Source organism: Streptomyces beigongshangae, from assembly GCF_019710745.1.
GTDB lineage: Bacteria > Actinomycetota > Actinomycetes > Streptomycetales > Streptomycetaceae > Streptomyces > Streptomyces beigongshangae.
The window spans coordinates 41,687-67,961 of the sequence record NZ_JAHKJW010000045.1; the positions used below are offsets into that span (position 1 = coordinate 41,687).

Here is a 26,275-nt window from a genome sequence, read left to right on the forward strand (position 1 = left end):
GCGACATGCGAAATCGCAGGGACGCGCCCCGGGAGGATCCGCGGCGTGTCCGCTGGGAACCGCATGAGCGCTACTACGCAGAGCAGGCTGACCTCGGATCGCCACTCCACTCGATGGATCAAGTAAGTGGATCAAGGTCGCAGACGCTGCGATGCTATCACCGCAGGCCATCCGGCCGAGGAGGGGTGCTAAGGCCTGAAATGGCGTCAACGCCCAGGGTGTGACCATAAGTTGGCTGCCTTTTCGGTCACCCCGCGGCCGATCCCGCGGTCCGCGCACGGCGCTGCCCGCCAGTCTCCGGTGAATCTTCACAACGACACCGGGAAAACCCGCCGGACGTAAGGGAGGGTGCGCGCCGGTGTTCCCTCCTGGACGGTTCGCATTCACCCGGGGACGGGCCGGGAGGAGTCGTCCCCGCCCCGGTTCGCGACGCCGCGGAGGCGCTCGGTGCGTACGCCGCGGGCGGGCTTGACCTGGAGCGCGCTCCAGATCCGAACATGGAGGGCATGCCCACCACGCACTCCACCACGCACCCCACCACCTCCCGCATCGTCCTCGGGACGATGGACTTCGGCACCCGCGTCGCCCCGGACCGGGCCTTCGCGATCCTCGACTCCTTCGTCGCCGGCGGCGGTGTCTGGCTCGACACCGCGAACTGCTACTCCTTCTGGGCCGACCCCAGCGGTGTCGGCGGCGCCAGCGAGCGCCTCATCGGCGCATGGCTCCGGGCCCGTCCGGGCGTACGCGACCTGGTGCGGATCGCGACGAAGGTCAGGCAGAACCCGCTCGTCCCGCACTCCTGGCCCCAGAGCGCCGAAGGACTCTCCGCGCACGCCGTCCGCACCGGCGTGGAGGAGAGCCTGGAGCGTCTCGGGACCGACCACGTCGATCTGCTCTGGGCCCACGCCGAGGACCGTGCCGTGCCGCTGGAGGAGACGGTCGGCGCCTTCGGCGAGCTGGTCGCGAAGGGAACGGCCCTGCGGGTCGGGGCGGCCAACCACGCCGCCTGGCGCGTCGAGCGGGCCCGGTCGCTCGCGCGGGAGCGGGGCATGGAACCGTGGACGTTCCTCCAGCTGCGCCACTCGCTCGTCCAGCCGCGCCCGCTCACCCCGGTCGCCGAGGCCGGCCACCGCATGCTCACCGCGGAGGACCTGGACCTCGCAGGCGCGGAAGGGCTCGCCGTGTGGTCGTACAGCTCGCTGATGTGGGGTTCCTACGTGCGCACGGACAAGCCGCTTCCGCACACCTATGATCACCCCGGAACGGCCCGGGTGCTCGCGGTCCTCGACGACGTGGCCGGTGAACTCCGGGCCACGAGGAACCAGGTCGTCCTCGCATGGCTGATGCGGCAGGGCATCGATCCCATCGTCGGCGCGAGCCGGGTGGAGCAGATCGAGGAGGCGCTCGCCGCACACCGTGTGCGGCTCGACGACGAGCACCTGGCGCGCTTCGCCGAAGCGCGGTAGTACGGCAGCGCGGCAACCGCAACGGACGCGGCAGCCGCGACAGCACGGTCACCCGAGGAGCCTCCATGACCACCCTCACCCCGGCGGCGGCCGCCGACCGGACCGGCGTCTCGCTCGACACGCTGCGCTACTACGAGCGTGAAGGGCTCATCGGCCCGATACGGCGCACCGCCGGCGGGCGCAGGCAGTACACCGAGGACGACGTCTTCTGGATCGGCCTGGTCACGTGCCTCCGCGAGGCCGGTCTCGGCATCGCGGACCTGCGGGAGTTCGTCGTCATCCTGCGCGGCGAGCACTCCCCGCAGGACCGGGTCGCCTTCCTGCGCGAGCGCCGTGCCGCCCTGCGGCAGCGGGCGGCGGCGCTGCACCGGGCCATGGAGGTCCTCGACGAGAAGATCGCCTACTACAGCTGAACGCCGCCGCCCGCCCACATCGCTCACATCATTCGGATCGCTCGGATCACTCGAAGAACTTGATGCTCCAGCCCGTGTTGGTGTTCGCCCCGGGCACGTTGGACCGTGAGTACGTGGTGTTGCCCCACCACGCGAACGTCCCGGTGTACCAGTAGCGGTTGTCCCACGAGTACGGGGTCCCCTTCGGGACCGCGTGGAACATCAGGGGGAACCTGGGGCCCGCCGGCGGACTCGTGTTGATGTCGCCGTTCAGCAGGACGAACGTGTGGTGCCCGGGGCCGTTCACGTACAGCGTCGGGTCCCAGCCGGGCATCATCGTGGTGCGGTTGGAGCCGAACAGGCAGCCGTTCGACTTGTACCAGTCCCATACGTGGGTGGGGTCACCGCCGGCCCGCAGGCGCAGGTCGGCGATGCAGTACTGGTCGCTCCAGCTGCCGTTGGCCGAGTACGTGATGTGCAGCTGGCCGTTCGGGTCCTTGATCGCTTCCGGGCTCTCGTTGATGAACGGGTTGCCGACCACGCGCTCCCAGCTCTCACGCGGCTGCGAGATGACGTACCGTCCGCCGGTGGGAGTCGTCGGGCTGCTCATACGGGCGATGTAGAGGTTCTGCTCGACGTTGGTGTCGCCCGCCCAGCCCGACCAGACGAACCAGCGCTGCCCCCCGAAGGTGAACAGGGTGCCGTCGATCGCCCACTTGCCGTCCGGCAGGGCGAGCTGCGTCTCGGCGCTGTAGCCGCTGTCCGGGGCGGCGGAGCTGATCACGTACATGCGGTGGGCCGGTCCGCGCCCGGCCGTGAAGTAGATGTAGTACCTGCCGTTGTCCATGACGATCTCGGGGGCCCAGACCTCACCGCGGTCGCGGGTGTCCGACCAGACCTTCCGGGCGGGCGCCGAGGCGAGGGCGTCGGTGGAGGCGGCCTGCCGTACGACGATGCCCCCGTCGGCCGACTGGACGGAGACATAGGTGCTGCCGACCCTCAGCACGCTGGGGTCCGCGGCGCGGAGGCCCGTCTGCCCCTGCGGCGCCGCCTCCCGTGCGGGGGGAGCGGCGCTCTGGGCGGTGGCGGGGGACGAGAGTGACAGGGGGGCGGTCAGCAGGCCGGCCAGCGCCAGGGCGCCGAGGCCGGAGAAGCAGCGGAACAGTCTCATGGGCTCTCCCTGGTACGCCTCCACCCGGGCGGCGCCCGGCCGGTGGAGGAACGCCGACGCAAGACGGTGCCCGGTCACGATCGCGGAAGGAGGCTGTGGGGGGTGGGGGGATCCTGCTCGTCACGGTCCTCCACGATCGCTTTTACATCGATGGAAGAGCGTTCTCACAGGATCCCGACGGCCACGGCCCCTGTCAACGGCCCGTCCGGGCACAGTTCTCCCTGCGGCGACGCCCCATGAGGGACGTCAGCGTGTGCCGCGCAGCCGGAGGAGGTACGTCGCGGTCAGTGCGACGGCACGGTCCCCGTCCTGCGACAGCTCCACGAGGGCACGCGACGCCGTCCGCCCCGGAACGGCGGCCAGCGCCTGGGTCAGCCGGCCGCGGGCGGCCGCTCCGGTGGTGTGGTGGGCCAGGCGGTCGACGAGACCGGTCGCGATCCGGTCCGCCGCCGCGGTGTCGTGCGCGAGCACGCCCAGCGCGTCCGCCGCGTCGGTGTCGTTCCTCCCCCGCACGATCATGTCGATGAGCGTCGGGAGCGCTGCGGCGACCCCGCGGGCCCCGAGTGCCAGGGCCGCGTGCCCGCGGACCGTGTCGTCGGGGCTCGCGAGGGCCGAGTGCAGCCGCGCGGCGGCCTCCTCGCCGGGCAGCTCGGCGAGGGACCGGACGGCACGTTCCCGCACCGCGGCCACGGGGGAGCCGAGGCCCGCCGACAGCAGTGCCGGGCCGCCGTCGCCCGATCGCGCCAGTGCCCATCGAAGGGCTCCGGCGACGTTCGGCTCCGTCTCGCCCAGTACCGCCTCGACCAGTGCCTCCACCGGCACCGCCGCCCCGGCCGAGGAAAGGGCGGCGCGCTGGCGCACGTCGGCGCTCTTCGAGCCCAGCGCCTGGAGGAGGGCCACGACGTGGAGCACGTCCTCCCAGCCGTCGGGGTCCACGGCGTCGATCCGGTGCAGCCGTGTCAGCAATTCGGTCTCGGCCGCGATCCGTTCGCGCGTCCGGCGCACGAGGTCGCCGACGAGCGCCGCGGGCGTGAACCCCGGGTCGTCGAGCGCCCGCCCGATCTCACGCAGCGACAGCCCCAGCGACCGCAGGCTCTCGATGTGGAAGATCCGCCGGATGTCGTCCCCGGAGTACTCCCGGTAACCGGAGCCCGTACGGCCGCAGGGGCGTACCAGCCCGAGCGCCTCGTAGTGCCTGAGCATGCGGGCACTGACTCCGGACCGCCGCGCCACCTCACCGATCAACACGCCCTATCGTCCCTCCTGACCGGAACCGCCGAGGGCCACGAAGCGCTTCGCCTCCTCGATCGCGAAGTCGAAGCCGGCGTCCGGGTCGCGCAGCAGCCGCCGGGTGGCGAGCGCGTGCGCCCGTACGCGCGGGTCGGTATCCGTCGTCGCGGTGCGCAGGGCCGGTGCGATCACCTCGCCCAGCGCGACCAGCGCCCGGCTGAGACTCAGCTGCGTCTCCCGCCCACCACGCCCGAACTGCGTCGCCAGCGCCGCGGCCAGCGCGGGCTCCTCTCCTTCCGGTACGAGCACGACCGCGGCCCGCCAGGCGCTGCGGGCCACCTCGTCGTCGGCGTCGGACAGCACCGCCGGTGTGATCGCCGGCCATGCCCGCCGGTCCCCGATCTTCGACAGCGTGTGCAGCGCCTGACTCCGTGCCTGCGCACGCTCCGAGCGGACTTCGCGGACCAGCGCGGGGAGCGTCATGGACACCGGGTGACGGGTGAGTGCCCAGGTCAGCATGTCGCGGACGAAGAACTCGGGCTCGATCGCGCACCGCTCGACGAGCCGGCCGACGAAGCGTGGGTCGGGCGCCGTGCCGACCGCCAGGGCGGCCCGCAGCCGTACGGACGCGGTGTCGTGCTCCAGCCCTCGCAGCGCTCGTGCCGTGTCGGTGTCCGTACCCATGTCCGTACCCGTGCCCGTGCCCTGTCCCGTGACCGTCATCGAGACCACCTCCTCGGCACGCAGTGAAGACCCTGTCACGGTGTCAAGGTCAAACGGAACCCGCGGTCACCGGGGCCGCGACAAGGACACCGTCCGGGGTAAGGACCGGTGTCCGCCCGGGGATGCCTCGCCCCGCCCGTCGCGGAGAGCATGTGGATCGTCCTCCAGGTCCTGGTCGGCTGGACCGCGGTGGCCGTCGCGCTGCTGCTGCCGCCGTGCGCGGCCCTGCGGGACCGGGCCCTGCGGAAACGTGCAGCCCCGACGGGCGGGTACCTGGCGGGTGACTGTCCGGCGGGCGACGGCCCGGCAGGGGACGGCCCGGCCCCGATCCGGCCGCCGGGCCGCTCGCGGACGTCCCCGTGGTGCCGGGCCGCCCTGGTCCTCACCACGGTCGCCGCCCTGCCGGCGGGCGCGGTCGTGCTCGTCGAGCACAGCCGTGTCGATCCGGCGTACCTGGCCGGCGTCGGCATCGGCGACCGGGGATGGGTCGACGGCGGGGACTTCCGCATGCGGCTGGCGCCCGGCTGGTACCGCGTCGGCGCCGCGGCGGACCGCGAGGCCGGACGGAAGGCCGTGGGGCGACGGCAGATGGGGCTGTACAAGCCGGGCTTCGGCCAACGCGCCAGGGTGTCGATCGGCCGCACCACGCGCTGGCCGATCGACGACGTGACCCCTTTGGTCCTGGCCGAGGGCGGACACCGCACGGAAATCGCCGGGGCACGGGCGCTGGTCCTGGACGTGCCGGGCAAGAACCTGCACATCGTCCTGATCGAGAGGGGCCGGGAGCAGCTGCGCCTCGTACTCACCGACCACCCGGCCAACCTGGCGGACACCACGCACAACCTGGACGTCATGCTGTCCACCTGGCGCTGGACGTGAGACGGACCCCCGCCGGGCCTCGCCGGACCCCGCCCCTCGCGTACCGCCGCGCTTCACGCGGGGGCCACGCGGGCCTTCCGTGACGTTCGCTGCCCTTGGAACACTCCTCTCACGCACGTTGCGGCATGCGCAGGTCCGTCCGTCAGTCGCATCCGTATCCGTCAGGACGAGAGGTCACCCAGTCATGACCGAAGTGAATCGGCGCCGTTTCCTGCAGCTCGCGGGCGGTACCGCGGCGTTCACCGCGCTGTCGGAGAGCATCGCGAAGGCCGCCGCCATCCCCGCGGGTCACCGCCGCGGCACCATCGAGGACGTCGAGCACGTCGTCGTCCTCATGCAGGAGAACCGGTCCTTCGACCACTACTTCGGCGCGCTCAGGGGTGTCCGTGGCTTCGGCGACCCGCACCCGGTCACGCTCGACAACGGAAAGTCCGTGTGGCACCAGTCGGACGGCACCAAGGACCTGCTGCCCTTCCACCCGGAGGCCGACGACCTCGGCATGCAGTTCCTGGAGGGCCTGCCGCACAGCTGGCCCGACGGGCACGCCGCCTACAACGGGGGGAAGTACGACAAGTGGGTCCCCGCCAAGGGAGCCACGACCATGGCGTACCTGACGCGCGAGGACATCCCGTTCCACTACGCGCTCGCCGACACCTTCACCGTGTGCGACGCCTACCACTGCTCGTTCATCGGCTCCACCGACCCGAACCGCTACTACATGTGGACGGGTTTCACCGGCAACGACGGCAAGGGCGGCGGCCCCGTCCTCGGCAACGACGAACTCGGCTACGACTGGACGACCTACCCCGAGCGCCTGGAGGAGGCCGGGATCTCCTGGAAGGTCTACCAGGACATCGGCAACGGTCTGGACGCGGCCGGTTCCTGGGGCTGGATAGCGGACGCGTACCGCGGCAACTACGGCGACAACTCACTGCTCTACTTCAACAAGTACCGCAACGCCGAGCCCGGCGACCCGCTCCACGACAAGGCCCGCACCGGCACCGACGCCCGCAAGGGCGAGGGCTACTTCGACCGGCTGCGGGCCGACGTCCTGGGCGGCACGCTGCCGCAGGTCTCCTGGATCGCCGCCCCCGAAGCCTTCTCCGAGCACTCCAACTGGCCCTCGAACTACGGCGCCTGGTACATCTCCCAGGTCCTGGAGGCGCTCACCGCGGACCCGGAGGTGTGGGCGAGGACGGCCCTGTTCATCACGTACGACGAGAACGACGGCTTCTTCGACCACCTGGTCCCGCCGCTGCCGCCGCGCTCCGCCGACCACGGCAGGTCCACCGTGGATGTCGGCCCGGACCTCTTCGCGGGCAGCGCGACCCACGTCGCCGGTCCGTACGGTCTGGGCCCGCGGGTGCCGATGCTCGTCGTCTCGCCCTGGAGCAAGGGCGGCTACGTCTGCTCCGAGACCCTCGACCACACCTCGATCATCCGGTTCCTGGAGCGTCGCTTCGGCGTCGAGGAGCCCAACATCTCGCCCTGGCGGCGGGCCGTCTGCGGTGACCTGACCTCCGCGTTCGACTTCTCCCGCAAGGACAGCAGGCCGGCCGGCCTCCCGGACACCGACGCGTACGAGCCGGCGGACAAGGACCGGCACCCGGACTACCGGCCGACCCCGCCCGCGCACCCGCGACTGCCCCGCCAGGAGCGCGGCCTGCGGCTCGCCCGCCCCCTCCGGTACGCCCCGTGGATCGACGGCTCCGCCGACCCGGGGAACGGGAGGTTCACCCTGACCTTCGCCTCGGGCAAGAAGGCCGGCGCATCCTTCCACGTGACGTCCGGGAACCGCACCGACGGCCCCTGGACCTACACCACCGAGGCGGGGAAGACAGTCTCGGACACCTGGAACTCCGCGTACTCGAACGGCGCGTACGACCTGACCGTGCACGGGCCCAACGGGTTCCTGCGCGTCTTCAGGGGCCCGGGGAGGACGGCCGGACCCGAGGTCACCGCCCGCCACGCCGGGGACGACATCGAGCTGACCCTCACCAACGGGGGCGCCCGCACGACGACCCTCGAACTCACCGACGGCTACGGAGGCAGGCCCAGGTCGTTCAAGGTACGGCCCGGCGCTACCGTGCGGCACACCGTGGACCTGCGGGCCGGCAGGCGCTGGTACGACCTCACCGTCAGGTCCGGCGCGGACGGCTCGTTCCTGCGCCGCTTCGCCGGGCACGTCGAGAACGGCCGGGCGGGCGTCAGCGACCCCGCCATCGCCACGGTCTAGCGCCGTCGCCACGGTCTGGACGGTCCGGTAAAGGCGCCGCGGGCTCCGGGCCGCCGGTCCGGTGCCGCTACAGGCGGGTGAGCCGGCAGTACCTGCGCTGCTCCGGCAGCAGCGGTTCGTACGCCGCCGGTACGGACGACTCCAGGGCGAGGACCGCCGCCACGGGGTGCTGCTCCCGCTCCACCGCCGAGGACACCGGCACCGGCACAGACGCCGGTGCCGGTGCCGGTGCGGGCACGTGGGCAGGCACCGGCACCGACGCAGCCACAGGCGCAGGCGCGACCGCAGGCGTGGAGCGTGACAGTGTCACCACGCCCCAGGCCGCGACCGCCGCGCCGGCCGCAGCGAGCAGCAGCCCCGGCGCCCCGCCCCGCAGCCGTTCGCCGAGCAGGGAGAGCCCGATCACCGCGGCGGCGATCGGATTGGCCAGCGTCACCAGGGCCAGCGGTGCGCCGAGCCCGCCCTTGTAGGCGACCTGAGAGAGCAGCAGCCCGCCCGCCGCGAAGGCCGCGACCAGCACGGCCACCAGGACCACCTGGCCGCTGAGCAGCGGACCCGAGCGATCCGTCGCGGCGACGGTGACGGTCTGGGTGAGCGCCGAGGCGACACCCGAGGCGAAGCCGGACGCGCTCGCGTGCCGGAGCCCGGGGCGCGTGCCCGGCCGGGCCAGCACCCCGATGAGGGCCGCGGTGGCGCCCGTCACCGCCAGCGCCTGCGGAACGCTCAGCACGCCGTCGGGGGCGGGCCCGGACGCCGTGACGAGTACGGCACAGAGTCCGGCCAGCGTCAGCGCCGTACCGCGCCACTCGACCGCAGTGACCCGGCGCCCCGCGAGCCGTGCGCCCAGCGGCACCGCGGCGACCAGGGTGAGCGCGCCGAGGGGCTGGACGAGGGTCAGCGTTCCGTACTTGAGGGCGGCGACGTGCAGCAGCGCGGCCCCCGCGTTGAGCCCGACCGACCACCACCAGGCACCGCGGCCCAGCAGGCTCAGCGTTCCGGCGTCCGTGGTGCGGGCCGCGAGCCGTTCCTGGGCCACCGCGGCGGCGGCGTACGCCACAGCGGAGAACAGCGAGAGGACGACGGCGACGAGGGTGGCGCTCATCGCCGGGCCCCCACGAGCTCGGGCACATCGGCATCGGCACCGGCACCGGTATCGGCGTCAGCGGCAGCACCGGCATCCGCGTCCGTCTTTTGGCTGCTGCTGCCGCTGGTCGCCGCCGTCCGACGGGGCGGGCGGACGACGGCGAGCGCGATGCCGAGGAGGGCGGCCGCCACGATCGCGTCGAGCCAGTAGTGGTTCGCCGTGCCGACGATCACCAGCAGCGTCCCCAGCGGATGCAGCAGCCACAGCCACCGCCACCGGGTCCGGGTCGCGGCGATCAGGCCGACCGCGACCATCAGGGCCCAGCCGAAGTGCAGCGACGGCATGGCGGCGAACTGGTTCGCGAGGGAGTCGCTCTCGGGGGAGGAGCCGTACACCGTGGGCCCGTACACCTGCCCGGTGTCCACCAGGCCCGTGGCGGTGAGCAGCCGCGGCGGCGCGAGCGGGAAAGTGAGATGGACCACCAGGGCCGCGCCGGTGACCGCGGCGAGGACCCGGCGGGCCCACACGTAGTGCCCGGGACGCCGCAGGTACAGCCAGCCCAGGAAGGCCGCCGTGGCGGGGAAGTGGACGGTCGCGTAATAGGTGTTGGCGATCTGTACGAGGGTGTCGCCGTGCAGCGTCGCGGCCTGTACGGCGCCTTCGCCGGGCAGGTGCAGGAACCGTTCGAGGTCCCACACGCGGTGGGCGTTGGCGAACGCCCCGGCGCTGTGGCCGGTGGCCAGCAGCCGGCCGAGTTTGTAGACGAGGAGGAGTCCCGCGACGAGCAGGACCTCACGGACGAGGGGCGGCCGCGGCCTCGCGGCGGATCCCCTCGGTGCAGGCTCGGTTGGGAATTCCATCCCCCGGCCCCTTTGCTTGACGGTCTGGGCGGTGCTGGTGCGTGGTGAGCCCAGGAGGGGATCCACTCAGGACGGGGGTGGGTCCGGTCCAAGGCTCATCGATACGCCAGTGTACCGATACGGGAGCGTTCCGGTACGCTTGCGTATCGATGGGTTGTCCGCCGGACCGGGAAATCCGTCGAGGACCATCCGGGGGGGCGCGGGCCCGCCGGGCGCCGCAGGGACGAGCGAGGAGAAGCGCCATGACGTCGCAGGCAGCGGAGGGACCGGAGACGGTCGCCGCCTCGCGCCGCTCCAAGATCACGCCCGAGCGTGAGCAGGAGTTCTTCGACGCCGTGCTCGAACAGGTCCGCGAGTGCGGCTACGACGCCCTGACCATGGAGGGCGTCGCCGCGAGCACCCGGTGCAGCAAGTCCACGCTCTACCGGCAGTGGAAGACGAAGCCGCAGTTCGTGGCGGCGGCGCTGCGCGCCAACCACTGCCCCAAGTTCATCGGTATCGACACGGGTTCGCTCGCCGGGGACCTGCGCGCCGTCGCGCGTACGGCGGGCGAGCGGTCCGACGAGGACACCAGGCTCATGCAGGCGCTCGGGCAGTCCGTGATGCAGGACGAGGAACTGAAGCGCGCGCTGCGCGACGCCCTGGTGGAACCCGAACTCGACGCGCTGCGGGCGATGATCCGGCGCGCCGTCGGGCGGGGGGAGATCGCGGCGGACCATCCCGTACTGGAGTTCGTGCCGGCGCAGCTGCTCGGAGTGCTCCGCGTCCGTCCCTTCCTGGAGGGACGGCCGGCGGACGCGGAGTACCTCCTGCGCTATGTGGAGGTGGCCCTGCTGCCCGCCCTCGGGCTGTCCGGGTCGCCCTGAGACCCAGGCCGCCGTCCACGGGATGACCGGACGCCGGCCTGCTCGCGCCGCACCGTGGGGACGGGGGCGGCGCGCACCCCCCGGCCGGGTGGGGTTCCTCTTGAGCGGAGAGGCGCCCCACCCGGCCGATCGGCTGCCACCCGGCCGATCGGCTGCCGTACGTCCTACACGTCCTGGCCGTTGCCCCCGCCGCCGGCGGACTCCTTGATGCCCTTCGTGATCTCGTCGATCACGGACTGGCCCGGCCCGCCGGACCCCACGTCGACGCCGAAGCGCACCACGACGAGCTGCTTGGCGTTGGCCGGTGCCGGGAAGACCAGCGACTCGACGTAGCCGTCGGCGCCCTTGCTCGTGACCACCTTCCAGCGGACCGCGTGACCCTTCTGCCCGGCCACGGTGACCGCCTTGGAGAAGAGCTCGTCGTGCGAGGTGATCCCGCCGTAGCTCTTGCCGCCGTAGGACTCCTCGGCGTTCTTGGCGATGTCCTCCTCGGCGGCGGCCTCGGCGGTGGTGGCCTCGATCTCCAGGGCGAGGGCGGGGGCGGAGTACGCGCCGCCCTCGGTGCAGGTGGCCGAGGTGTCGCCGGGGCACTTGTAGGAGTCCCCGGACGTCACCTGGGCGCCCACCTGGACGGTCTCGCCGGTCCAGTCGTCGGGCACCGGGAGGCTGATGCCGTTGACGGGGTCGGCGGCGAAGCCCTCCTCGGTCTGCCGCGGCTGCGGGACCTCGCTCCCACCGCCGTCAGGGGCGCCGGGACCGCCCTGGCCGCCCCCGTCCCGGCCGTCGCCCTCCTGTCCTCGCGGACCGCCCGGCTGCGTCGGCCCGGCGTCGCTCCGCGTGCCGCCGTCCGAACCGTCGCCGGCGGTCAGCGCGTACACACCGCCGCCGATGCCCGCGAGCACCGCGACGGCGGCGGCGACGGCTATCGCCGTGCGCGCCCTGCGCCGGGGCCCGCCCGGGTTCGCACCCGGATACGCACCCGGATACGCGCCCGGGTACGCGCCCGGATACGGGGCGCCCGGCGGATACGCCGGGGGACCCCATGCGGCGGCCGACTCCGCGGGGCGGGTCCGGTCCGTCCATGTCCTGCCGTCCCACCAGCGCTGTGTGGCGGGACCGTCACTTTTCTGCCCGGGGTCGGGGTACCAGCCGGGAGGAGTCGCCTGCGTCATGGGTCCACCGTATGAGGCGCGGGTGAAAGCCGGATGAGAGGATCCCGATTCGGGTCACTCCAGCACCAGGCGCACCGGCTGTTCCGCTCCCCGGGGCAGTGGCGGGAAACCGCTCCGCCCCGGCGTGAGCGAGCCCAGCACGCTCGCGTGCCGGGCGCCGGTGCTCCTCGGGTCGGTGCCCGCGAGCCCGTGCAGGGTCAGGAACCCGAGGACGGCGAAGGCGTACGCCTCCTTGGCCGCCGCGGGCAGGCCGAGGTCGTCGGAGAGGCGCAGCGCGACCCCCGGCAGCTCGGCGCCCAGCATCGCCATGAGGACGGGGTTGCGCGTCCCGCCGCCCGAGGCGATCACCTCGGTGGCGTGCAGCGAACGGACGGCGTCCGCCACCGTCCGCGCGGTGAGCAGGGTGAGTGTCGCGATCACGTCCTCGGCGGGCAGCGCGGCGAAGTCCGTCAGCGCCGCGCGCAGGTAGCCCTCGTGGAACAGCTCCTTGCCGGTCGTCCTGGGCGCGGGCCGCGCGTAGTACGGCTCGTCGAGCAGGTGCCGCAGCAGCGGTTCGTGCACGGTGCCGCGGGCGGCCAGCACACCGCCCTCGTCGAGGTCGCGGCCGGTGCAGCGGCGTACGGCCGCGTCGACGAGGGCGCCCGCGGGCCCGGTGTCGAAGGCGGTGCCGTCGGGTGCGGTGAGGTTGGCGATGCCGCCTAGGTTCAGCGCGACCGGGGTGCCCGGCCTCCCGCGCAGCCACAGGAGGTCGACCAGGCTCACCAGCGGCGCGCCCTGGCCGCCCGCGGCGATGTCGCGTGGCCGGAAGTCGGCGACGACGGGCAGTCCGGTCGCCTCCGCGATCCAGGCCGGCTGCCCGAGCTGGAGGGTGCCGCGCACCCGTTCCCCGTCGACCCAGTGGTAGACGGTCTGCCCGTGCGAGGCCACCAGCCCGGCCCGCCCGTCGCACAGTTCGCGCTGGGCGCGGACCGCCGTGCCGGCGAACGCCCGGCCGATGAGCGTGTCCAGCCGGCACACCTCGGCGAGGGTGGTGCCCGCCGGGGGGAGCGCCGCCGCGAGGGCCGTGCGAAGTTCCGCCCCGCAGGGCTCGGCGAGCATGCCGAGCGGACGCAGCGCGAGGGTCCGCCCGTCGAGCCGCAGGTCGGCCGCCGCCGCGTCGATCGCGTCGTACGACGTGCCGGACATCAGGCCGATCACCCGCACCGGATCACCTCCTCCTCGTTCTCCTCGTCCTCATCGTTCTCCTCCGTTTGTGCGCGCCTTCCTCGTGCGCCCGCTCCTCGCGGAGGGTCAGCAGCGCGAGCACACTGACCGCGCAGGTGGCCGCCGCGTAGTACGCGGGGATGTCCACGCTGCCCGTCCTCTTGACCGTCTCCGTGATGACGAGCCCCGCGCATCCGGAGAACACGGCGTTGGACAGGGCGTAGGCGAGCCCGAGGCCCGTGTACCGGACGTCCGTGGGGAACATCTCCGAGAGCATCGCGGGGCCCGGCCCCGCCATCAGGCCCACGACGGCCCCCGCGACGAACACGGCGGCCCCCTTGACCGCGTGCGAGGTGCCCCCGTCCTGCACGAGGTCGAGCAGCGGGACCGCCAGTACGGTGACCAGCAGGGCACCCGCCAGCATCACCGGCCGCCGGCCGATCCGGTCGCTGAGCAGACCCGCCGGGACGATCGTGGCCGCGAAGCCGAGGTTGGCGAGGACCGTGGCCACCAGTGCCTGCTGGAAGGTGGCGTTCAGCGAACTCTGCAGGTAGGAGGGGAGGACGACGAGGAAGGTGTACCCGGCGGCCGCCCAGCCCATGACACGCGCCGCCCCGAGGGCGATCACCTTCACGAGCACGGGGCCCGGTGGCCGCCCGGCCCCGTGCCCGGCCCCGTGCCCGGCCTCGTGCGCCGCAGGGCTCCGGAGAGGCCGGCGCCCCCGGAGGGTCCCCTCTTCCTGGAGGGCCCGGAAGGACGGTGTCTCGTCGAGGCGCAGCCGGAGCCACAGGGCCCCGAGTCCCATGGGCAGCGTCAGCAGGAACGGCAGCCGCCAGCCCCAGGAGTTCAGCTGCGCCTCGGAGAGCAGGGTCGCCGACAGCGCCGCCGCCCCCGCCCCGCCCAGCAGGCCCAGCGCCACCGTGAACGACTGCCACGACCCGTACAGGCCCCGTCTGCCCGGTGGCGCGAACTCGGTCATCACCGACACCGCGCCACCGAACTCCCCGCCCGCGGACAGTCCCTGGACCACCCGGAGGAGGGTGAGCAGCCACGGGGCGAGGGCGCCCGCCGTGTCGTACGTGGGCAGTACGCCGATCAGGGCCGTGGCGGCCGTCATGAGGAGGATGACCAGGATCAGCACCGGGCGGCGGCCGAGGCGGTCGCCGAGCCGGCCGAAGAGCGCGGCGCCGACGGGCCGGAAGAAGAACGCGAGCGCGAACGACGCGTACGTCCTGACCAGGGCCTCGACCTCGCTGCCGCCCTCCGGGGTGAAGAACCGGGCCGCGATCACCGTCGCGAAGTAGCCGTAGACGCTGAACTCGTACCACTCGATGAAGTTGCCCACCGACCCGGCGACCAGCGCTCTGCGGGACCGCTCGGGACCGTCGTCGGCCCGCGGGGCGGAGCCGTGCGCGGAGGCGCCCATACCGTTCCTCCCGCCTCGCGGCGACGGTGAAAGCCGGGTCCGTCCTGTGCCTGCCCGCGGTGGACGACCTCCATGCGCCGGGTCCGCCCGCTCCGGTCCCCGCCGTCACCCGGGACGGCAACAGGTGTCCCGACCAGGCTCCGTCGAGCCTTGCGGAGGACTAGGCTCGATGTCTGTACGCCGTTCGGGCGACCTGGGGAGGTAGCGGAATGACGGAGGCACGGCCGGGCGCGGCCGCCCCGGCACCGCTCTGGGAGCGCGACGCGGAACTGGCCGCGGTCGAGGAGGCCGTGGACGCCCTGTGCGCCGGTTCGGGTGCGGGCAGCCTGCTCGTGTTCACCGGCGAGGCGGGCATCGGCAAGACCGCGCTGCTCGCCCGGGTCCGCGCCGTCGCGGAAGGCCGCTGCACGGTCTGGTCGGCACGTGGCGGCGAGACCATCACGTCCGTTCCGTTCAACGTCGTACGGCAGTTGCTGCAGCCCGCGCTCGTGGCGCTGATGCCGGACGAGGCGCGCGAGTACTTCGGCGACTGGTACGACATCGCGGGACCCGCGCTCGGGATCGCCGAGCCGGGCGCACGCCGGGCCGACCCGCAGGGCGTGTGCGACGGCCTGGTCGCCGCCGTGCGCAGGCTCGCCCGGCGGGAGTGGCCGCTGGTGCTGGTCATCGACGACGCCCACTGGGCCGACCAGGAGACCCTGCACTGGCTGGCCGCCTTCGCCGAGCGCCTCGACGACCTGCCCGTCCTCGTCGTGGCCGCCCGCCGCCCCGGTGAGGCCACCGGAGAGAGCGCCCGCCACCTCGACGCGATCGGCGCGCTGGCCCGTCCGATGCCCCGCCTGCGCGCACTGACCCCGGAGGGCACGGCCGGACTCACCCGCGCCACGCTCGGCGAGCACGCCGACGCCGCGTTCTGCCGCGAGGTCTGGGCGGTCACCGCGGGCAACCCCTACGACAGCGTGGAACTCCTCGCCAAGGTCCTCGACAGCGGACTCGAACCCGTCGAGGACTCGGCCGGTGAACTGCGCGCCCTGAACCGCTCGGCGCGCGGCCGCGGACTCGTCGACCGGCTGGAGGGGCTCGGCGTCGACGCCACGAAGTTCGCCTGGGCGGCCGCCGTCCTCGGTACGCAGATCTCCATGGACCTGACCGCCGAACTGGCCGGCCTGCCGAGGGATGCGGCGGAGCGCTGCGCGGCGCGGCTGAGCGCGGCCCGCATCCTCACCGGGACCGACCGGACATCCGGCCGGCCGCCCGACGGGGAGCTGGAGTTCGTCCACCCGCTCATCGCCACCGCCGTCTACCGCTCGATCCCGGACGCGCTGCGCACCGCGATGCACGGCGTGGCCGCCGCGGTCGTCACCGCGTCGGGACTCGGCGCCGCCACGGCCTCCCGGCACCTGCTGGAGGTCCACCCGGACGACGACCCCGAGCTGGTCGAGCAGTTGCGGGAGGCCGCCCGCGAGCATCTCGCCGTCGGCGCCCCGGACGCGGCCCGCCGGTGCCTGGAGCGCGCGCTCCTGGAACCCCCGCTCCCGGAGGTCCACGCGCGCGTGCTCTACGAACTGGGCTGCGCCACGCTCCTCACCTCACCGGCCACCACGATCGCGTACCTGCGCCAGGCCCTGACGGTGCACGGCCTGGAGGAGGAACTGCGGGTCGACGCGGTCTGCCGGCTGTCCTCGGCGCTCGTCCACAACGACCAGCTGGAGGAGGCCGTCGCCACGGTCGACGCGGAGGCCGCGCGGCTGGAGCCCGGCCCCGCCCGGATGCGCCTCCAGGCCGTCCACTACATGTGGGAGGGCATCCACGCCGGCGAGGAGGACGCGCCCGGCCGCTCCCGCCGGCTGGCCGAGCTGGTGAAACCGCTCACCGGCCGCGACAACTCCGAGCGCGCCCTGCTCATCCTGCGCGCCTTCGACGCCATGACCCGCGGGGAGAACGCGGAGGAGGTCGCCGAACTCTGCGACCGCGCGCTCGTCAACGGCCGCCTCGCGCCCGGCCTCGGCTGGACCGACACCGAGTGGAGCTTCGAGCTCCTCATGATGCTCGGCATCTCGTACACGTACACGGACCGCCTCGACCGCGCCGAGAGCCTCTTCACGGAGGCGCGGCGGGCGTACGAGTCGGCCGGCTGGAGCGGTGGCCACCTGGCCCTCGCGCACGCCTTCGGCGGATACGTCCTGCGCAGGCGCGGCCGCCTGGTGGACGCGGAGGAGTCCCTGCGCGAGGCCCTGCGGCTGGCGGACCGGGTGGGCCGCGGACTGCCCATGCACTGGTCCGCCGCGTGCATGCTCATCGACACCCTGCTCGCCCGCGGCCATGTCGGCGCGGCCGAGGAGACCGCCGAACGGTACGCCTTCGAGCCGCCCCACCCGTCCACGATCGTCCTGCCGGACACCCACTCGATAAGGGGCCGCCTGCTCATCGCCACCGGCCGCGTCGAGGAGGGCGTGAACGAGCTGGAGACCGCGGAGAAGATGTCCGAGTCCCGCGGCGGGCACAACACCGTCATGGCGCCCTGGGCGGGCGAACTGGCCCGGACCCTGTCCGCCGAGGACCCCCGCCGCGCCGCGGAGGTGGCGGCCGGCGCCCGCGTCCAGGCCGAGCGCTTCGGCACCGACACGGCCATCGGCGAGGCCCTGCGCTGCGCCGCCGCGCTGGAGACCGGCCGGCGCTCGGTCTCGCTGCACGCCCAGGCGGTCGCGTACCTCGAGGCGTCGCCCTGCGCCTACGAACACGCCGCGGCCCGCGTCGAGTACGGCATCGCGGCCCGCAGCACCGCGGAGGTGCACCGCGGGCTGACCCTGGCACGCTCGTGCGGCGCGGACGGCCTGGTGACCCGGGCCCGCGAGGCGCTGGGCACAGGCCGACCCGCCCACTGAGACCGCCCGGCCGCCCGGTCACCCCGTTCCCCCGGTGCCCCGCTCCTCCTCGGCGAGCACCCGCTGGGCGACGGCGAACGCCGAGTTGGCGGCCGGGACCCCGCAGTACACGGCGGTCTGCAACAGCACCGCGCCGATCTCCTCGGGCGTGAGCCCGATGCGCCGCGCCGCCCGGACGTGCATGGCCAGTTCGTCGTGGTGCCCGTGCGCCACGAGCGCCGTCATGGTGATCATGCTGCGCTCACGGCGGGTCAGCGTCCCGTCCGTCCACACCTCCCCCCACGCGTACCGGGAGATGAAGTCCTGGAACCGCGCGGTGAACGCGGACTGCCGGTCCTGCGCCCGGTCCACGTGCTCGTCGCCGAGCACCTGCCGCCGCACCTCCATCCCGCGCCGGGCGGCGCCGTCGAAGTGCGCGCGCAGCGCGGTGAGCACGGCCCGCGGGCACTCGGCGGGCGCGAGGTGCGAGGCGCCTGGGAGCTCCACCAGCGCGGCCCCCGGCACCGCGTCCGCGATCTCGCGCAGATGCGCGGGCGGGGTCGCCGGGTCCTCGCGCCCGGCGACCAGCAGCGTGGGGGCACCGATGCGCGGCAGCCGCCCACGGAGGTCGAAGGCCGCCAGCGCGTCACAGCACGCCGCGTACGCCTCCGGGTCCGCCGTCCGCTGGTCCTCGACCAGCCCGGGAACGGTGAACCCGGGCGTGAACCAGCGGGACGCCGCGCTCCCGGCCAGCGAGGCCAGCCCTTCGGCCCGGACGAGCGCGGCCCGCTCCTCCCACGGCTTCGCGCCGCCGAAGTGCGCCGAGGAACAGAGCACCGCGAGCCTGTCCACCCGGTCCGGGTGGTGGACGGCGAGGTGCAGCCCCACCGCGCCGCCGAGCGAGACACCGGCGTACGAGAACCGGCCGATGCCCAGCGAGTCGGCGAGCGCCAGCACCAGGGCGGCGAGGTCGGCGACGGTGGCACCCGGGCGGATCAGCCCGGCCGGGGAGCCGCCGTGGCCCGGCAGGTCCCACCGTACGACCCGGTGCGTGGCGGAGAGTTCGGGTGCGACCCCGTCCCACAGCGCGGTCGACGTACCGAGGGAGGAGCCGAGGAGCAGCGGGGGAGCGGAGGGCGGACCCTCGGCGACGTGGTGCGGCAGCGCACCGCCGGGCGCGGGCACGTGTGCGCTGCGGCCGGTCAACGTCGCTCCAGGGCACGGTCGGTGAGGGCTCCGGCGGAGCCCGTGTACCGGGTGGGGTCGGTGAGGTCCGCCAGGTCCAGATCCTTCAGCCCGGGCTCCTCGGCGAGGAGCTCCACGAGCGGCCGGTCCTCCGCGGTGGCCCGCCGCGCGGCCCGGGTGAGCAGCTCCTTGGCGCGGGCCCGCCCCAGCAGCGGCGCGAGCTCGGCGGACAGCCGCTCGGAGACGATCAGGCCGTGCGTGAGGTCCAGATGGGCGCGCATCGCCTCCGGGTGCACCCGGAGGCCCTCGGCCAGCTCGGCCGTGTCCCGTGCCGCCCCGCCGACCAGCCGGAGCAGGTCGCGCAGCGGCTCCCACTCGGCGTGCCAGGCACCGGCGGGCCGTTCGTCCCCGGCGGGCAGCGAACCGTACAGCGTGGCCGCGAGCTGCGGTGCCCGCCGGGCCGCGGCGGCGACCAGCGTGGCGCGCACGGGGTTCGCCTTGTGCGGCATGGCGGAGGACCCGCCGCCCGTGCCCTCGCTCAGCTCGCGGATCTCCGTCCGGGACAGGGTGAGCACGTCCACGGCCGTCCGGCCGAGGGCGCCCGCGGTGAAGGCGAGGGCCCCCGCCAGGTCGGCGACCGGTGTCCGCAGCGTGTGCCACGGCAACGCCGGTGCGGCGAGGCCCAGTTCACGGGCGTACGCCTCGACGAGAGCCACCGGGTCCGGGGCGCCGTACGCGCCGAGGGCCGCCAGCGTGCCCGCCGCGCCGCCGAGTTGCGCCGGCAGACCGTCCCGTACGCGCCGGACGCGGTCCCTGGCGTCCAGCACCAGCGAACGCCAGCCCGCCGCCTTGAGCCCGAAGGTGGTCGGTACGGCGTGCTGGGTGAGCGTCCGCCCCGGCATGACCGTGTCCCGGTGGGCCCGGGAGAGACCGGCCAGCGCGGACTCCGTGCGGACGAGGTCGGCGAGGACCAGGTCCAGCGTCCGCGCCGAGACCAGCATGGCGGCCGTGTCCATGATGTCCTGGCTGGTCGCGCCCCGGTGGACGTGGGGCGCGTGCCCGGCGCCGACCAGCGCGCCGAGGTCGGCGACCAGCGGGATCACCGGGTTGCCGCCGGCCCGTGCGCGGGACGCGAGTGCGCGGAGGTCGAAACGCGCCGCGTCGGCCGCGCCGGTGACCGCGTCGGCGGCCCCGTCCGGCACCAGGCCCAGCGAAGCCTGCGCCCGGGTGAGCGCCGCCTCCGCGTCGAGGAGCGCCTGGAGGAAGGCGGGGTCGCCCGTCGCGGCCTCGGCGGGCGACCCCACCCGCCCGGGCGCGAGGAGCCCCGCGTCGGAGCAGGCGGCCCCGGACGGTCCGGCGGGTTCGGCGGGTCCGGCCGGTCCGGCGGGTGTCACCGGAACTCCAGGAAGACCGTCTCGCCCTCGCCCTGGAGACGGATGTCGAAGCGGTACGTCCGGTCCGCGCCCCCCGTCGCGCCCCCGGCCCCGCCCCCGGCCGCGATCAGCGTGGCGCGCCGCTCGGGCGGCAGCGAGTCGAGCAGCGGGTCCGCGCCGTCGGCGAGGTACGCGCGGGTGAAGAGGTGGTGCGTCAGCCCGCGGGCGAACACGCACACGCCGATGTACGGCAGCCCGGGGTTGCCGGGCGGCAGCGTGTGCAGCGCGTAGTGCCCGTCGGCGTCCGTGGGCACCCGCCCGTACCCGGTGAAGTCGACGCCGTTGCGGCCGAGGAAACCGCCGGTCGACGGATCGCGGCGCATCGAGCCGGGGGCGCCCCCGAGCGAGCCGTCGGGGGCGGCCTGCCAGAAGTCCAGCAGGGCGTCGGGGACCGGCGCGCCCGCGCCGTCGTACACGTACCCGTGCAGGCCGATCGCGTCCGGGTGGCCCGGCGGGGCGATGCGGTCGCCGTCGGGGAAGGGGAGCGCGTGCCCGTAGAACGGGCCGATGGTGTGGGACGGGGTGGGGAGCAACCGCTCGGCCATGGTCAGCGGCCCTCCTCGGCCCAGGTGGCGGCAGGACCGTCGAGGACGATGTCCCAGGTGTAGCCCAGCGAGAACCCGGGCCGCGACAGGCCGTGGTCGTAGGCCGCCACCAGCCGGTCGCGGGCCGCCCGGTCCGTCACCGACCGCAGGATGGGGTCGTACCGGAACAGCGGGTCGTTCGGGAAGTACATCTGTGTCACCAGCCGCTGGGTGAACGCCGTGCCGAAGACGGAGAAATGGATGTGCGCGGGCCGCCACGCGTTGGTGTGGTTGCCCCAGGGGTACGGTCCCGGTCTGACCGTGGTGAACGAGTACCGGCCCCGGTCGTCGGTGAGGGTCCGGCCCACGCCGGTGAAGTTCGGGTCCAGCGGCGCCGGGTGCTGCTCGCGCAGATGGGCGTACCGGCCGGCGGCGTTGGCCTGCCATATCTCGACGAGCTGGCCGCGCACGGGGCGCCCGGCGCGGTCGAGGAGGCGGCCCGACACGGTCATCCGCTCGCCGATCGGCTCGCCCCGGTGCTGGACGGTCAGGTCGTTGTCGTGCTCGGTGATGTCGGTGACGCCGAACACCGGCCCCGACAGCTCCACGGCCTCCGGGTCGCCGCCGGCCACGGCGACCGGCGGCTGCTTCGGGTGGCGCAGCAGGGAGCTGCGGTACGGGGCGTAGTCGCGCCGCGGGTGGTGCAGGACGGGGGCGCCGCCGGCGACCGCCTTGTCGTACGCGTCCTGGAGCTCCTCGATCTCGGCGTCCATGTCCGGCTGGGCGAGCGGCTGAGTGGGTGGCCGGGTGGACGGCTGGGGGTGGGCCATGAGGGTTCCTAACGCTCCAGGACGAGGGCGAGGCCCTGGCCGACGCCGATGCAGAGGGTGGCGACGCCGACCCCCGACCCCCGGCGGGCGAGTTGGTGGGCGAGGGTCCCGGCGAGGCGGGCACCGGAGGCGCCGAGGGGGTGCCCCAGGGCGATCGCGCCGCCCTGCGGGTTGAGGACGGCCGGGTCGAGGTCGGGCCACTCGGCGGCGCAGCCCAGGACCTGGGCGGCGAATGCCTCGTTCAGTTCGAGGACCGACAGGTCGCCGAAGGACCTGCCCGCCTTGGCGAGCGCGCGGTTGACGGCCTCCACGGGGGCGAGTCCGAAGTAGTCCGGGTCGAGCGCGGAGACACCGGAGGCGGACACCCGGGCGAGCGGTTCGCGGCCGGTGGCCCGCAGACCCTCCTCGTCGACCAGGAGCAGGGCCGCCGCGCCGTCGTTGAGCGGTGAGGCGTTGCCCGCGGTGACCGTGCCCCCCTCGGCGCGGAACGACGGCTTGAGCCGGGACATCGCGGCGAGGGACGCGTCGGCGCGTACGCATTCGTCGGCGGCGAAGGGCACCGGCCCGCCCTTGCGCTGCGGCACGGGGACCGGGGCGAGTTCGGCGTCGAACAGGCCCGCGGCCTGCGCGGCGGCCGCCCTGCGGTGACTGGCGAGGGCGAACTCGTCCTGCTGCTCGCGGCCGATCCTGTGCTTGTCGGCGATGAGTTCGGCGGACTCCCCGAGCGGGATGGTCCACTGCGGGTCCATCCCCGGGTTCACCATGCGCCAGCCGAGGGTGGTGGAGTACAGCTCGGTGTGCCCGGCCGGGAAGGGCCGGTCGTTCTTCGGCAGGACGTAGGGGGCGCGGGTCATCGACTCGACACCGCCGGCGAGGGCGACCGAGGCGTCGCCCAGCGCGATGGCGCGGGCGGCCTGGACGACGGCCTCCAGGCCGGAGGCGCACAGCCGGTTGACGCTCACGCCCGGTACGGAGGTGGGCAGTCCGGCGAGCAGCACGGCCATGCGGGCGACGTTGCGGTTCTCCTCACCGGCACCGTTCGCGTTGCCGAGGTAGACGTCGTCGATCCGGGCCGGGTCCAGCTCCGGTGTACGGGCCAGGAGTTCGCGCAGGGCGTGGGCGGCCAGGTCGTCCGGGCGGACGGCGGCGAGGCCGCCGTTGTACCTGCCGAACGGGGTGCGGACGGCGTCGACGATGTAGACGTCCTTCACGGCTGCTTCTCCTCGGTGGGTTCCGCGACGGTTTCCTCGGTCGGGTCTTCGGTGGGGTCTTCGGTGGAGCCCTCGGCGGGTCCGCCGGTGGGCCCTCCGGCGGTACGCACCTTCGCGGCGGTCCTCGCCACGATCTCCTCGGCCGTGACGCCGGGCGCCGTCTCGACGAGCACCAGGCCCCCGTCGGTGACGTCCAGGACGCCGAGGTCGGTGATGACGCGGTCGACGCAGGCCCGGCCGGTCAGCGGCAGCGTGCACGCGTCGAGGATCTTCGGCGACCCGTCCTTGGCGGTGTGGGTCATCACGACGATCACGGTACGGGCGCCGTGCACCAGGTCCATGGCCCCGCCGATCCCGGTGACCATCCTGCCGGGCACGGCCCAGTTCGCCAGGTCCCCGCCCGCGGAGACCTGCATGGCGCCGAGCACGGCGACGTCGATGTGGCCGCCGCGGATCATCGAGAAGGACAGCGCCGAATCGAAGAAGGAGGCGCCGGGCAGGACCGTGACGGTCTCCTTGCCCGCGTTGATCAGATCGGGGTCGACCTGGTCCTCGGCCGGGTACGGGCCGGTGCCCAGGATGCCGTTCTCGGACTCCAGGACCACCTCCACGCCCGGCGGGAGGTGGTTGGGGATCAGCGTCGGCAGCCCGATGCCGAGGTTCACGTACTGGCCGTCGGCGAGTTCGCGGGCCGCGCGGGCGGCCATCTCCTCCCTGCTCCAGGCCATTACCGCCGCACCGTCCCCGGCGCGGCGGGCGCGGCGGGCGCGGAGACCGTGCGCCGCTCGATCAGCTTGGCACCGGCCTGCTCCGGGGTCAGGGCGACGACCCGCTGCACGAAGACGCCCGGCAGGTGCACCGCGTCCGGGTCGATCGCGCCCGGCTCCACGAGCTCCTCCACCTCGGCGATCGTCACCCGGCCGGCCATCGCGGCCAGGGGGTTGAAGTTGCGGGCGGACCTGTTGAAGACGAGGTTCCCGTGCCGGTCGCCCCGCGCCGCGCGCACCAGGGCGAAGTCGGTGCGGATACCGCGCTCCAGCACGTACGGGATGCCGTCGAAGTCCCGTACCTCCTTGGGCGGGGAGGCCAGCGCCACGCCGCCGTCGCCGTCGTAGCGCAGGGGCAGCCCGCCGTCGGCGACCTGTGTGCCCACCCCGGCCGGCGTGTAGAACGCGGGGATGCCGGCGCCGCCGGCCCGCAGCCGCTCCGCGAGGGTGCCCTGCGGGATCAGCTCGACCTCCAGCTCGCCGCCCAGGTACTGCCGCGCGAACTCCTTGTTCGCCCCGATGTACGAACCGGTGACGCGGGCGATGCGGCCCGCCGCCAGGAGGACCGCCAGGCCGGACTCCATCGCCCCGCAGTTGTTGGACACCACACCCAGGCCGCGGACCCCGCGCTCGTACAGTGCCTGGATCGTCACGTTCGGCACACCGCTGAGGCCGAAGCCGCCGACGGCGAGTGTCGCGCCGTCGGGCACGTCGGCCACGGCCCCGGCGGCTGTGGAGACCACCTTGTCCATCTGTGAAGCCCCATCTCTCCCGAGCGTCCCGCAGCGCCGGTCCCGGCCGGTCCCTCGATCGGTCAGGGTCCTGATAATCAGGGCACTGAGCATTTGCACGAGGTTTCGAACATGCTGCCACTCCGACCGTGAACCGTCAAGACCCTTCACAAGAGGCCAGTTCGGAGCAGCAACGCAAGCGAAGGGGAAGCGGGGGGCGGAAGGCGGGACTGCCCGGTATCGTTCAGTGCACCGACGAAAAGGAGTGCTCATGGCCGCTGTGGACCTCTCCGCCCACCCCGGGCACCTGGCCCGGCGGCTGCAGCAGGCGCACCACCTGCTGTGGACCACGATGGTCTCCGAGGAGACCACCTCACCCCAGTTCGCGGTCCTGAACGTGCTCGTCGCCGAGCCCGGTCTCGACCAGCGCACGGTGGGGGAGCGGGTGGGCCTCGACCGGTCCACCATCGCCGAGGTCGTCAGCCGGCTCGGCCGGCGCGGCCTCCTGGACAAGGTCCGCGACCCCCGGGACGGCCGCCGCTCCGTGCTGCGCCTCACGGACGACGGCCTGCGGGTCCACCGCAGGCTGACGGTGCGGACGGCCCGGATGAACCAGGTCTTCCTGGCGCCGCTCTCCGGCGAGGAGCAGGCCCTCTTCCTCGGCCTGATCCGGCGCGTCGCGGACGCGGCGGAGGGGCTCCGCAATCCCGGGAGCCCGGGGGAGCCGCTCGTCCGGAACTAGGTCACGCCCTCGCGAACACCACCCACACCTGGCCCGGGGCGAAGTTCACCGGTGTGCCGTCCTTCGTGGTGAACTCCGTGCCGCCCCGGGCCAGGGTGCGCTTCCAGGTGGTGTCGAAGGATTTCCCGTCGCGCAGCACCTTCGCCGCCCCCGAGCCCACGGTCTCCGTGTAGGGCGTGTTGTTGCCGAGGTAGTCCTGGTACCGCGACGCGCGGACGTTCACGTACTGCACGACGACCGTCGAGGCGGCCACCCGCCTCCCGCCGGCCGTCACCGTCGGCGCGCCGTCCATCGACACCAGCCAGCGCCGCTGCTCCCCGGACCAGTCGAAGGTGAAGCGGGCCTGCGGGAAGCGGACCGTGCGCGTGGCCTCGGGCGTGCCCCCCGCGGGCGGCGCACCGTACCGGAACCCGGTGGTCAGCGCGTCGGCGCCGGGTGCGGACGCCAGCAGCCGCCGGGGGCGCAGATAGAGGTTGTGCGGCAGGGGCCGGTCCGTGCCCCGGTAGTAGGCGGCCGCCTTCTCCTCCGGCCTGGCGGTCCGCAGCGGTGCGCCGACGAACAGCGGCAGCAGTCTCTTCTGGGCCCCCGAGAACGCGAGGGTCGGGTCGTGGAACTGGCGCAGCAGTTCGAGGTCCGACTCGCGTGCGCTGCGCACCGGGCCGACGGCGTCGGGCAGCCGGGTCGCGTACACCGCCATCAGCCGGCTGAGGCCGCCCTCGACCTGTTCGGCGTACACGAGGTCGGCGGTGTCCAGGCCGGTGTGCGGCCGGGCCCCGGGCACGTTGTCGATCTTCACGACGAGCGGGGAGGGGGCGCCGGGTGCCGGGCTCGCCGGGGCGCTGCCGCCGTCCGTGCCGTTGGCGCGGGGCGGGGTGTCCCCCCGTCCGTCGTCGAGCGGCCCGCCGCCCGAACAGGCCGTCGCGAGGGCTCCCGCCAGCACGGTGGCCAGCAGTGCCGTCGTCATGGCGGAGCGCCGTGCGCGCCCTGTCCGTCTCATGCCCACCGTGCCCACCGTGTCCCGTTTCGTCGTTATGTCAGTTTATAGGATCAATGGAGGGATACCCCGTGGGCCGGGATCGAAGGCGTGCGCTGGTCCGAGCGGGTCACGGGCGCGGGGCGGACCCGTGGGGTCCGGGCCGCGGGGGTCCGGGGTGCCGTCCGCGGCGCGGCGCGGCGCCCGTCCGCGAGACCGCCGCCCAACCCGACCGGCGGGCACGCGCGTTGCCGGAAGGGTACGGGCCGGAACGGCCGGCGGTCCCCGGCCCGGGGCGGGGCCGGGG

At 74.0% G+C, this 26,275-nt stretch carries 23 protein-coding genes; 7 read left to right on the forward strand and 16 right to left on the reverse strand.

Annotated elements, in window-relative coordinates:
• Positions 1-506 precede the first annotated feature (506 nt).
• Complete coding sequence (locus KM933_RS28780; RefSeq protein WP_260334291.1) at positions 507-1,466, forward strand: aldo/keto reductase; 960 nt, start codon at positions 507-509, stop codon at positions 1,464-1,466.
• A 65-nt stretch (positions 1,467-1,531) separates the two neighbouring features.
• Positions 1,532-1,879, forward strand: a complete 348-nt coding sequence (locus KM933_RS28785) for a MerR family transcriptional regulator (RefSeq protein ID WP_173894342.1) — start codon at positions 1,532-1,534, stop codon at positions 1,877-1,879.
• 46 nt (positions 1,880-1,925) lie between these two features.
• Here the strand turns inward: KM933_RS28785 and KM933_RS28790 are convergent, their stop codons facing one another.
• From KM933_RS28790 to KM933_RS28800, 3 genes are all read right to left on the reverse strand, one after another.
• Complete coding sequence (locus KM933_RS28790) at positions 1,926-3,029, reverse strand: glycoside hydrolase family 43 protein (RefSeq protein WP_221357516.1); 1,104 nt, start codon at positions 3,027-3,029, stop codon at positions 1,926-1,928.
• Positions 3,030-3,275: 246 nt separating this feature from the next.
• Positions 3,276-4,277: a MerR family transcriptional regulator gene (locus KM933_RS28795; protein WP_221357517.1), complete on the reverse strand. Its 1,002-nt coding sequence runs from the start codon at positions 4,275-4,277 to the stop codon at positions 3,276-3,278.
• Positions 4,278-4,280: 3 nt separating this feature from the next.
• Positions 4,281-4,982: a HEAT repeat domain-containing protein gene (locus KM933_RS28800; protein WP_221357557.1), complete on the reverse strand. Its 702-nt coding sequence runs from the start codon at positions 4,980-4,982 to the stop codon at positions 4,281-4,283.
• A 108-nt stretch (positions 4,983-5,090) separates the two neighbouring features.
• Between KM933_RS28800 and KM933_RS28805 the strand changes: the two genes are divergently transcribed.
• Both KM933_RS28805 and KM933_RS28810 read left to right on the forward strand, forming a co-directional pair.
• On the forward strand, positions 5,091-5,861 hold the full coding sequence (locus KM933_RS28805) for a hypothetical protein (RefSeq protein WP_221357518.1): 771 nt from the start codon (positions 5,091-5,093) through the stop codon (positions 5,859-5,861).
• 184 nt (positions 5,862-6,045) lie between these two features.
• On the forward strand, positions 6,046-8,097 hold the full coding sequence (locus KM933_RS28810; RefSeq protein ID WP_221357519.1) for a phosphocholine-specific phospholipase C: 2,052 nt from the start codon (positions 6,046-6,048) through the stop codon (positions 8,095-8,097).
• 67 nt (positions 8,098-8,164) lie between these two features.
• Here the strand turns inward: KM933_RS28810 and KM933_RS28815 are convergent, their stop codons facing one another.
• Complete coding sequence (locus KM933_RS28815) at positions 8,165-9,199, reverse strand: DMT family transporter (protein ID WP_221357522.1); 1,035 nt, start codon at positions 9,197-9,199, stop codon at positions 8,165-8,167.
• On the reverse strand, positions 9,196-10,041 hold the full coding sequence (locus tag KM933_RS28820; RefSeq protein WP_221357523.1) for a phosphatase PAP2 family protein: 846 nt from the start codon (positions 10,039-10,041) through the stop codon (positions 9,196-9,198). The genes KM933_RS28815 and KM933_RS28820 overlap by 4 nt, the downstream gene beginning before the upstream one ends.
• A gap of 242 nt (positions 10,042-10,283) precedes the next feature.
• Between KM933_RS28820 and KM933_RS28825 the strand changes: the two genes are divergently transcribed.
• Positions 10,284-10,907, forward strand: a complete 624-nt coding sequence (locus KM933_RS28825; protein ID WP_221357524.1) for a TetR/AcrR family transcriptional regulator — start codon at positions 10,284-10,286, stop codon at positions 10,905-10,907.
• Between the two features lie 164 nt (positions 10,908-11,071).
• On the opposite strand, the gene KM933_RS28830 is transcribed toward KM933_RS28825, so the two are convergent.
• Genes KM933_RS28830 through KM933_RS28840 form a run of 3 tightly spaced genes read right to left on the reverse strand, consistent with a single transcriptional unit; the run spans position 11,072 to position 14,708 of the window.
• Positions 11,072-12,079, reverse strand: a complete 1,008-nt coding sequence (locus KM933_RS28830; RefSeq protein ID WP_221357526.1) for a DUF2510 domain-containing protein — start codon at positions 12,077-12,079, stop codon at positions 11,072-11,074.
• Between the two features lie 54 nt (positions 12,080-12,133).
• Positions 12,134-13,282, reverse strand: a complete 1,149-nt coding sequence (locus KM933_RS28835) for an anhydro-N-acetylmuramic acid kinase (RefSeq protein ID WP_221357528.1) — start codon at positions 13,280-13,282, stop codon at positions 12,134-12,136.
• A 4-nt stretch (positions 13,283-13,286) separates the two neighbouring features.
• Positions 13,287-14,708: an MFS transporter gene (locus KM933_RS28840; RefSeq protein ID WP_221357530.1), complete on the reverse strand. Its 1,422-nt coding sequence runs from the start codon at positions 14,706-14,708 to the stop codon at positions 13,287-13,289.
• Between the two features lie 209 nt (positions 14,709-14,917).
• Between KM933_RS28840 and KM933_RS28845 the strand changes: the two genes are divergently transcribed.
• A complete protein-coding gene (locus KM933_RS28845) occupies positions 14,918-17,593 on the forward strand; it encodes an ATP-binding protein (protein WP_221357532.1) in 2,676 nt (891 codons plus the stop codon).
• 18 nt (positions 17,594-17,611) lie between these two features.
• Here the strand turns inward: KM933_RS28845 and pcaDC are convergent, their stop codons facing one another.
• The 7 genes from pcaDC to KM933_RS28880 are packed head-to-tail and all read right to left on the reverse strand — an operon-like array spanning position 17,612 to position 24,274.
• Entirely contained in the window at positions 17,612-18,778 is a 1,167-nt protein-coding gene (pcaDC, locus tag KM933_RS28850; protein WP_260334292.1) for a bifunctional 3-oxoadipate enol-lactonase/4-carboxymuconolactone decarboxylase PcaDC, read from the reverse strand.
• A complete protein-coding gene (gene pcaB / locus KM933_RS28855) occupies positions 18,775-20,151 on the reverse strand; it encodes a 3-carboxy-cis,cis-muconate cycloisomerase (RefSeq protein ID WP_221357534.1) in 1,377 nt (458 codons plus the stop codon). The genes pcaDC and pcaB overlap by 4 nt, the downstream gene beginning before the upstream one ends.
• A complete protein-coding gene (gene pcaG / locus KM933_RS28860; RefSeq protein ID WP_221357537.1) occupies positions 20,148-20,735 on the reverse strand; it encodes a protocatechuate 3,4-dioxygenase subunit alpha in 588 nt (195 codons plus the stop codon). The genes pcaB and pcaG overlap by 4 nt, the downstream gene beginning before the upstream one ends.
• Positions 20,736-20,737: 2 nt before the next feature.
• Positions 20,738-21,544, reverse strand: coding sequence for a protocatechuate 3,4-dioxygenase subunit beta (gene pcaH / locus KM933_RS28865; protein WP_221357539.1), 807 nt, complete (start codon positions 21,542-21,544; stop codon positions 20,738-20,740).
• A gap of 8 nt (positions 21,545-21,552) precedes the next feature.
• Complete coding sequence (locus KM933_RS28870; protein WP_221357541.1) at positions 21,553-22,755, reverse strand: thiolase family protein; 1,203 nt, start codon at positions 22,753-22,755, stop codon at positions 21,553-21,555.
• The gene (locus KM933_RS28875; protein WP_308013575.1) at positions 22,752-23,483 is read right to left on the reverse strand and encodes a CoA transferase subunit B; all 732 of its coding nucleotides are present in this window, start codon (positions 23,481-23,483) and stop codon (positions 22,752-22,754) included. The genes KM933_RS28870 and KM933_RS28875 overlap by 4 nt, the downstream gene beginning before the upstream one ends.
• Positions 23,483-24,274 (reverse strand): CoA transferase subunit A, encoded by a 792-nt coding sequence (locus tag KM933_RS28880; RefSeq protein WP_221357542.1) that lies wholly within the window; start codon positions 24,272-24,274, stop codon positions 23,483-23,485. The genes KM933_RS28875 and KM933_RS28880 overlap by 1 nt, the downstream gene beginning before the upstream one ends.
• 250 nt (positions 24,275-24,524) lie before the next feature.
• Here KM933_RS28880 and KM933_RS28885 point away from each other — a divergent pair, with 250 nt between their 5' ends.
• A complete protein-coding gene (locus KM933_RS28885) occupies positions 24,525-24,995 on the forward strand; it encodes a MarR family winged helix-turn-helix transcriptional regulator (RefSeq protein ID WP_221357544.1) in 471 nt (156 codons plus the stop codon).
• A 1-nt stretch (position 24,996) separates the two neighbouring features.
• Here KM933_RS28885 and KM933_RS28890 read toward each other — a convergent pair whose 3' ends face one another.
• Positions 24,997-25,992: a DUF3048 domain-containing protein gene (locus tag KM933_RS28890; protein ID WP_221357546.1), complete on the reverse strand. Its 996-nt coding sequence runs from the start codon at positions 25,990-25,992 to the stop codon at positions 24,997-24,999.
• Between the last annotated feature and the right edge of the window lie 283 nt (positions 25,993-26,275).

Coding starts and splice junctions, on each gene's coding strand:
- KM933_RS28780 (WP_260334291.1), top strand. CDS start 507: ATGCCCACCACGCACTCCACCACGCACCCCACCACCTCCCGCATCGTC.
- KM933_RS28785 (WP_173894342.1), top strand. CDS start 1,532: ATGACCACCCTCACCCCGGCGGCGGCCGCCGACCGGACCGGCGTCTCG.
- KM933_RS28790 (WP_221357516.1), bottom strand. CDS start 3,029: ATGAGACTGTTCCGCTGCTTCTCCGGCCTCGGCGCCCTGGCGCTGGCC.
- KM933_RS28800 (WP_221357557.1), bottom strand. CDS start 4,982: ATGACGGTCACGGGACAGGGCACGGGCACGGGTACGGACATGGGTACG.
- KM933_RS28810 (WP_221357519.1), top strand. CDS start 6,046: ATGACCGAAGTGAATCGGCGCCGTTTCCTGCAGCTCGCGGGCGGTACC.
- KM933_RS28815 (WP_221357522.1), bottom strand. CDS start 9,199: ATGAGCGCCACCCTCGTCGCCGTCGTCCTCTCGCTGTTCTCCGCTGTG.
- KM933_RS28820 (WP_221357523.1), bottom strand. CDS start 10,041: ATGGAATTCCCAACCGAGCCTGCACCGAGGGGATCCGCCGCGAGGCCG.
- KM933_RS28825 (WP_221357524.1), top strand. CDS start 10,284: ATGACGTCGCAGGCAGCGGAGGGACCGGAGACGGTCGCCGCCTCGCGC.
- KM933_RS28830 (WP_221357526.1), bottom strand. CDS start 12,079: ATGACGCAGGCGACTCCTCCCGGCTGGTACCCCGACCCCGGGCAGAAA.
- KM933_RS28840 (WP_221357530.1), bottom strand. CDS start 14,708: ATGGGCGCCTCCGCGCACGGCTCCGCCCCGCGGGCCGACGACGGTCCC.
- KM933_RS28845 (WP_221357532.1), top strand. CDS start 14,918: ATGACGGAGGCACGGCCGGGCGCGGCCGCCCCGGCACCGCTCTGGGAG.
- pcaG (WP_221357537.1), bottom strand. CDS start 20,735: ATGGCCGAGCGGTTGCTCCCCACCCCGTCCCACACCATCGGCCCGTTC.
- pcaH (WP_221357539.1), bottom strand. CDS start 21,544: ATGGCCCACCCCCAGCCGTCCACCCGGCCACCCACTCAGCCGCTCGCC.
- KM933_RS28875 (WP_308013575.1), bottom strand. CDS start 23,483: ATGGCCTGGAGCAGGGAGGAGATGGCCGCCCGCGCGGCCCGCGAACTC.
- KM933_RS28880 (WP_221357542.1), bottom strand. CDS start 24,274: ATGGACAAGGTGGTCTCCACAGCCGCCGGGGCCGTGGCCGACGTGCCC.
- KM933_RS28885 (WP_221357544.1), top strand. CDS start 24,525: ATGGCCGCTGTGGACCTCTCCGCCCACCCCGGGCACCTGGCCCGGCGG.
- KM933_RS28890 (WP_221357546.1), bottom strand. CDS start 25,992: ATGAGACGGACAGGGCGCGCACGGCGCTCCGCCATGACGACGGCACTG.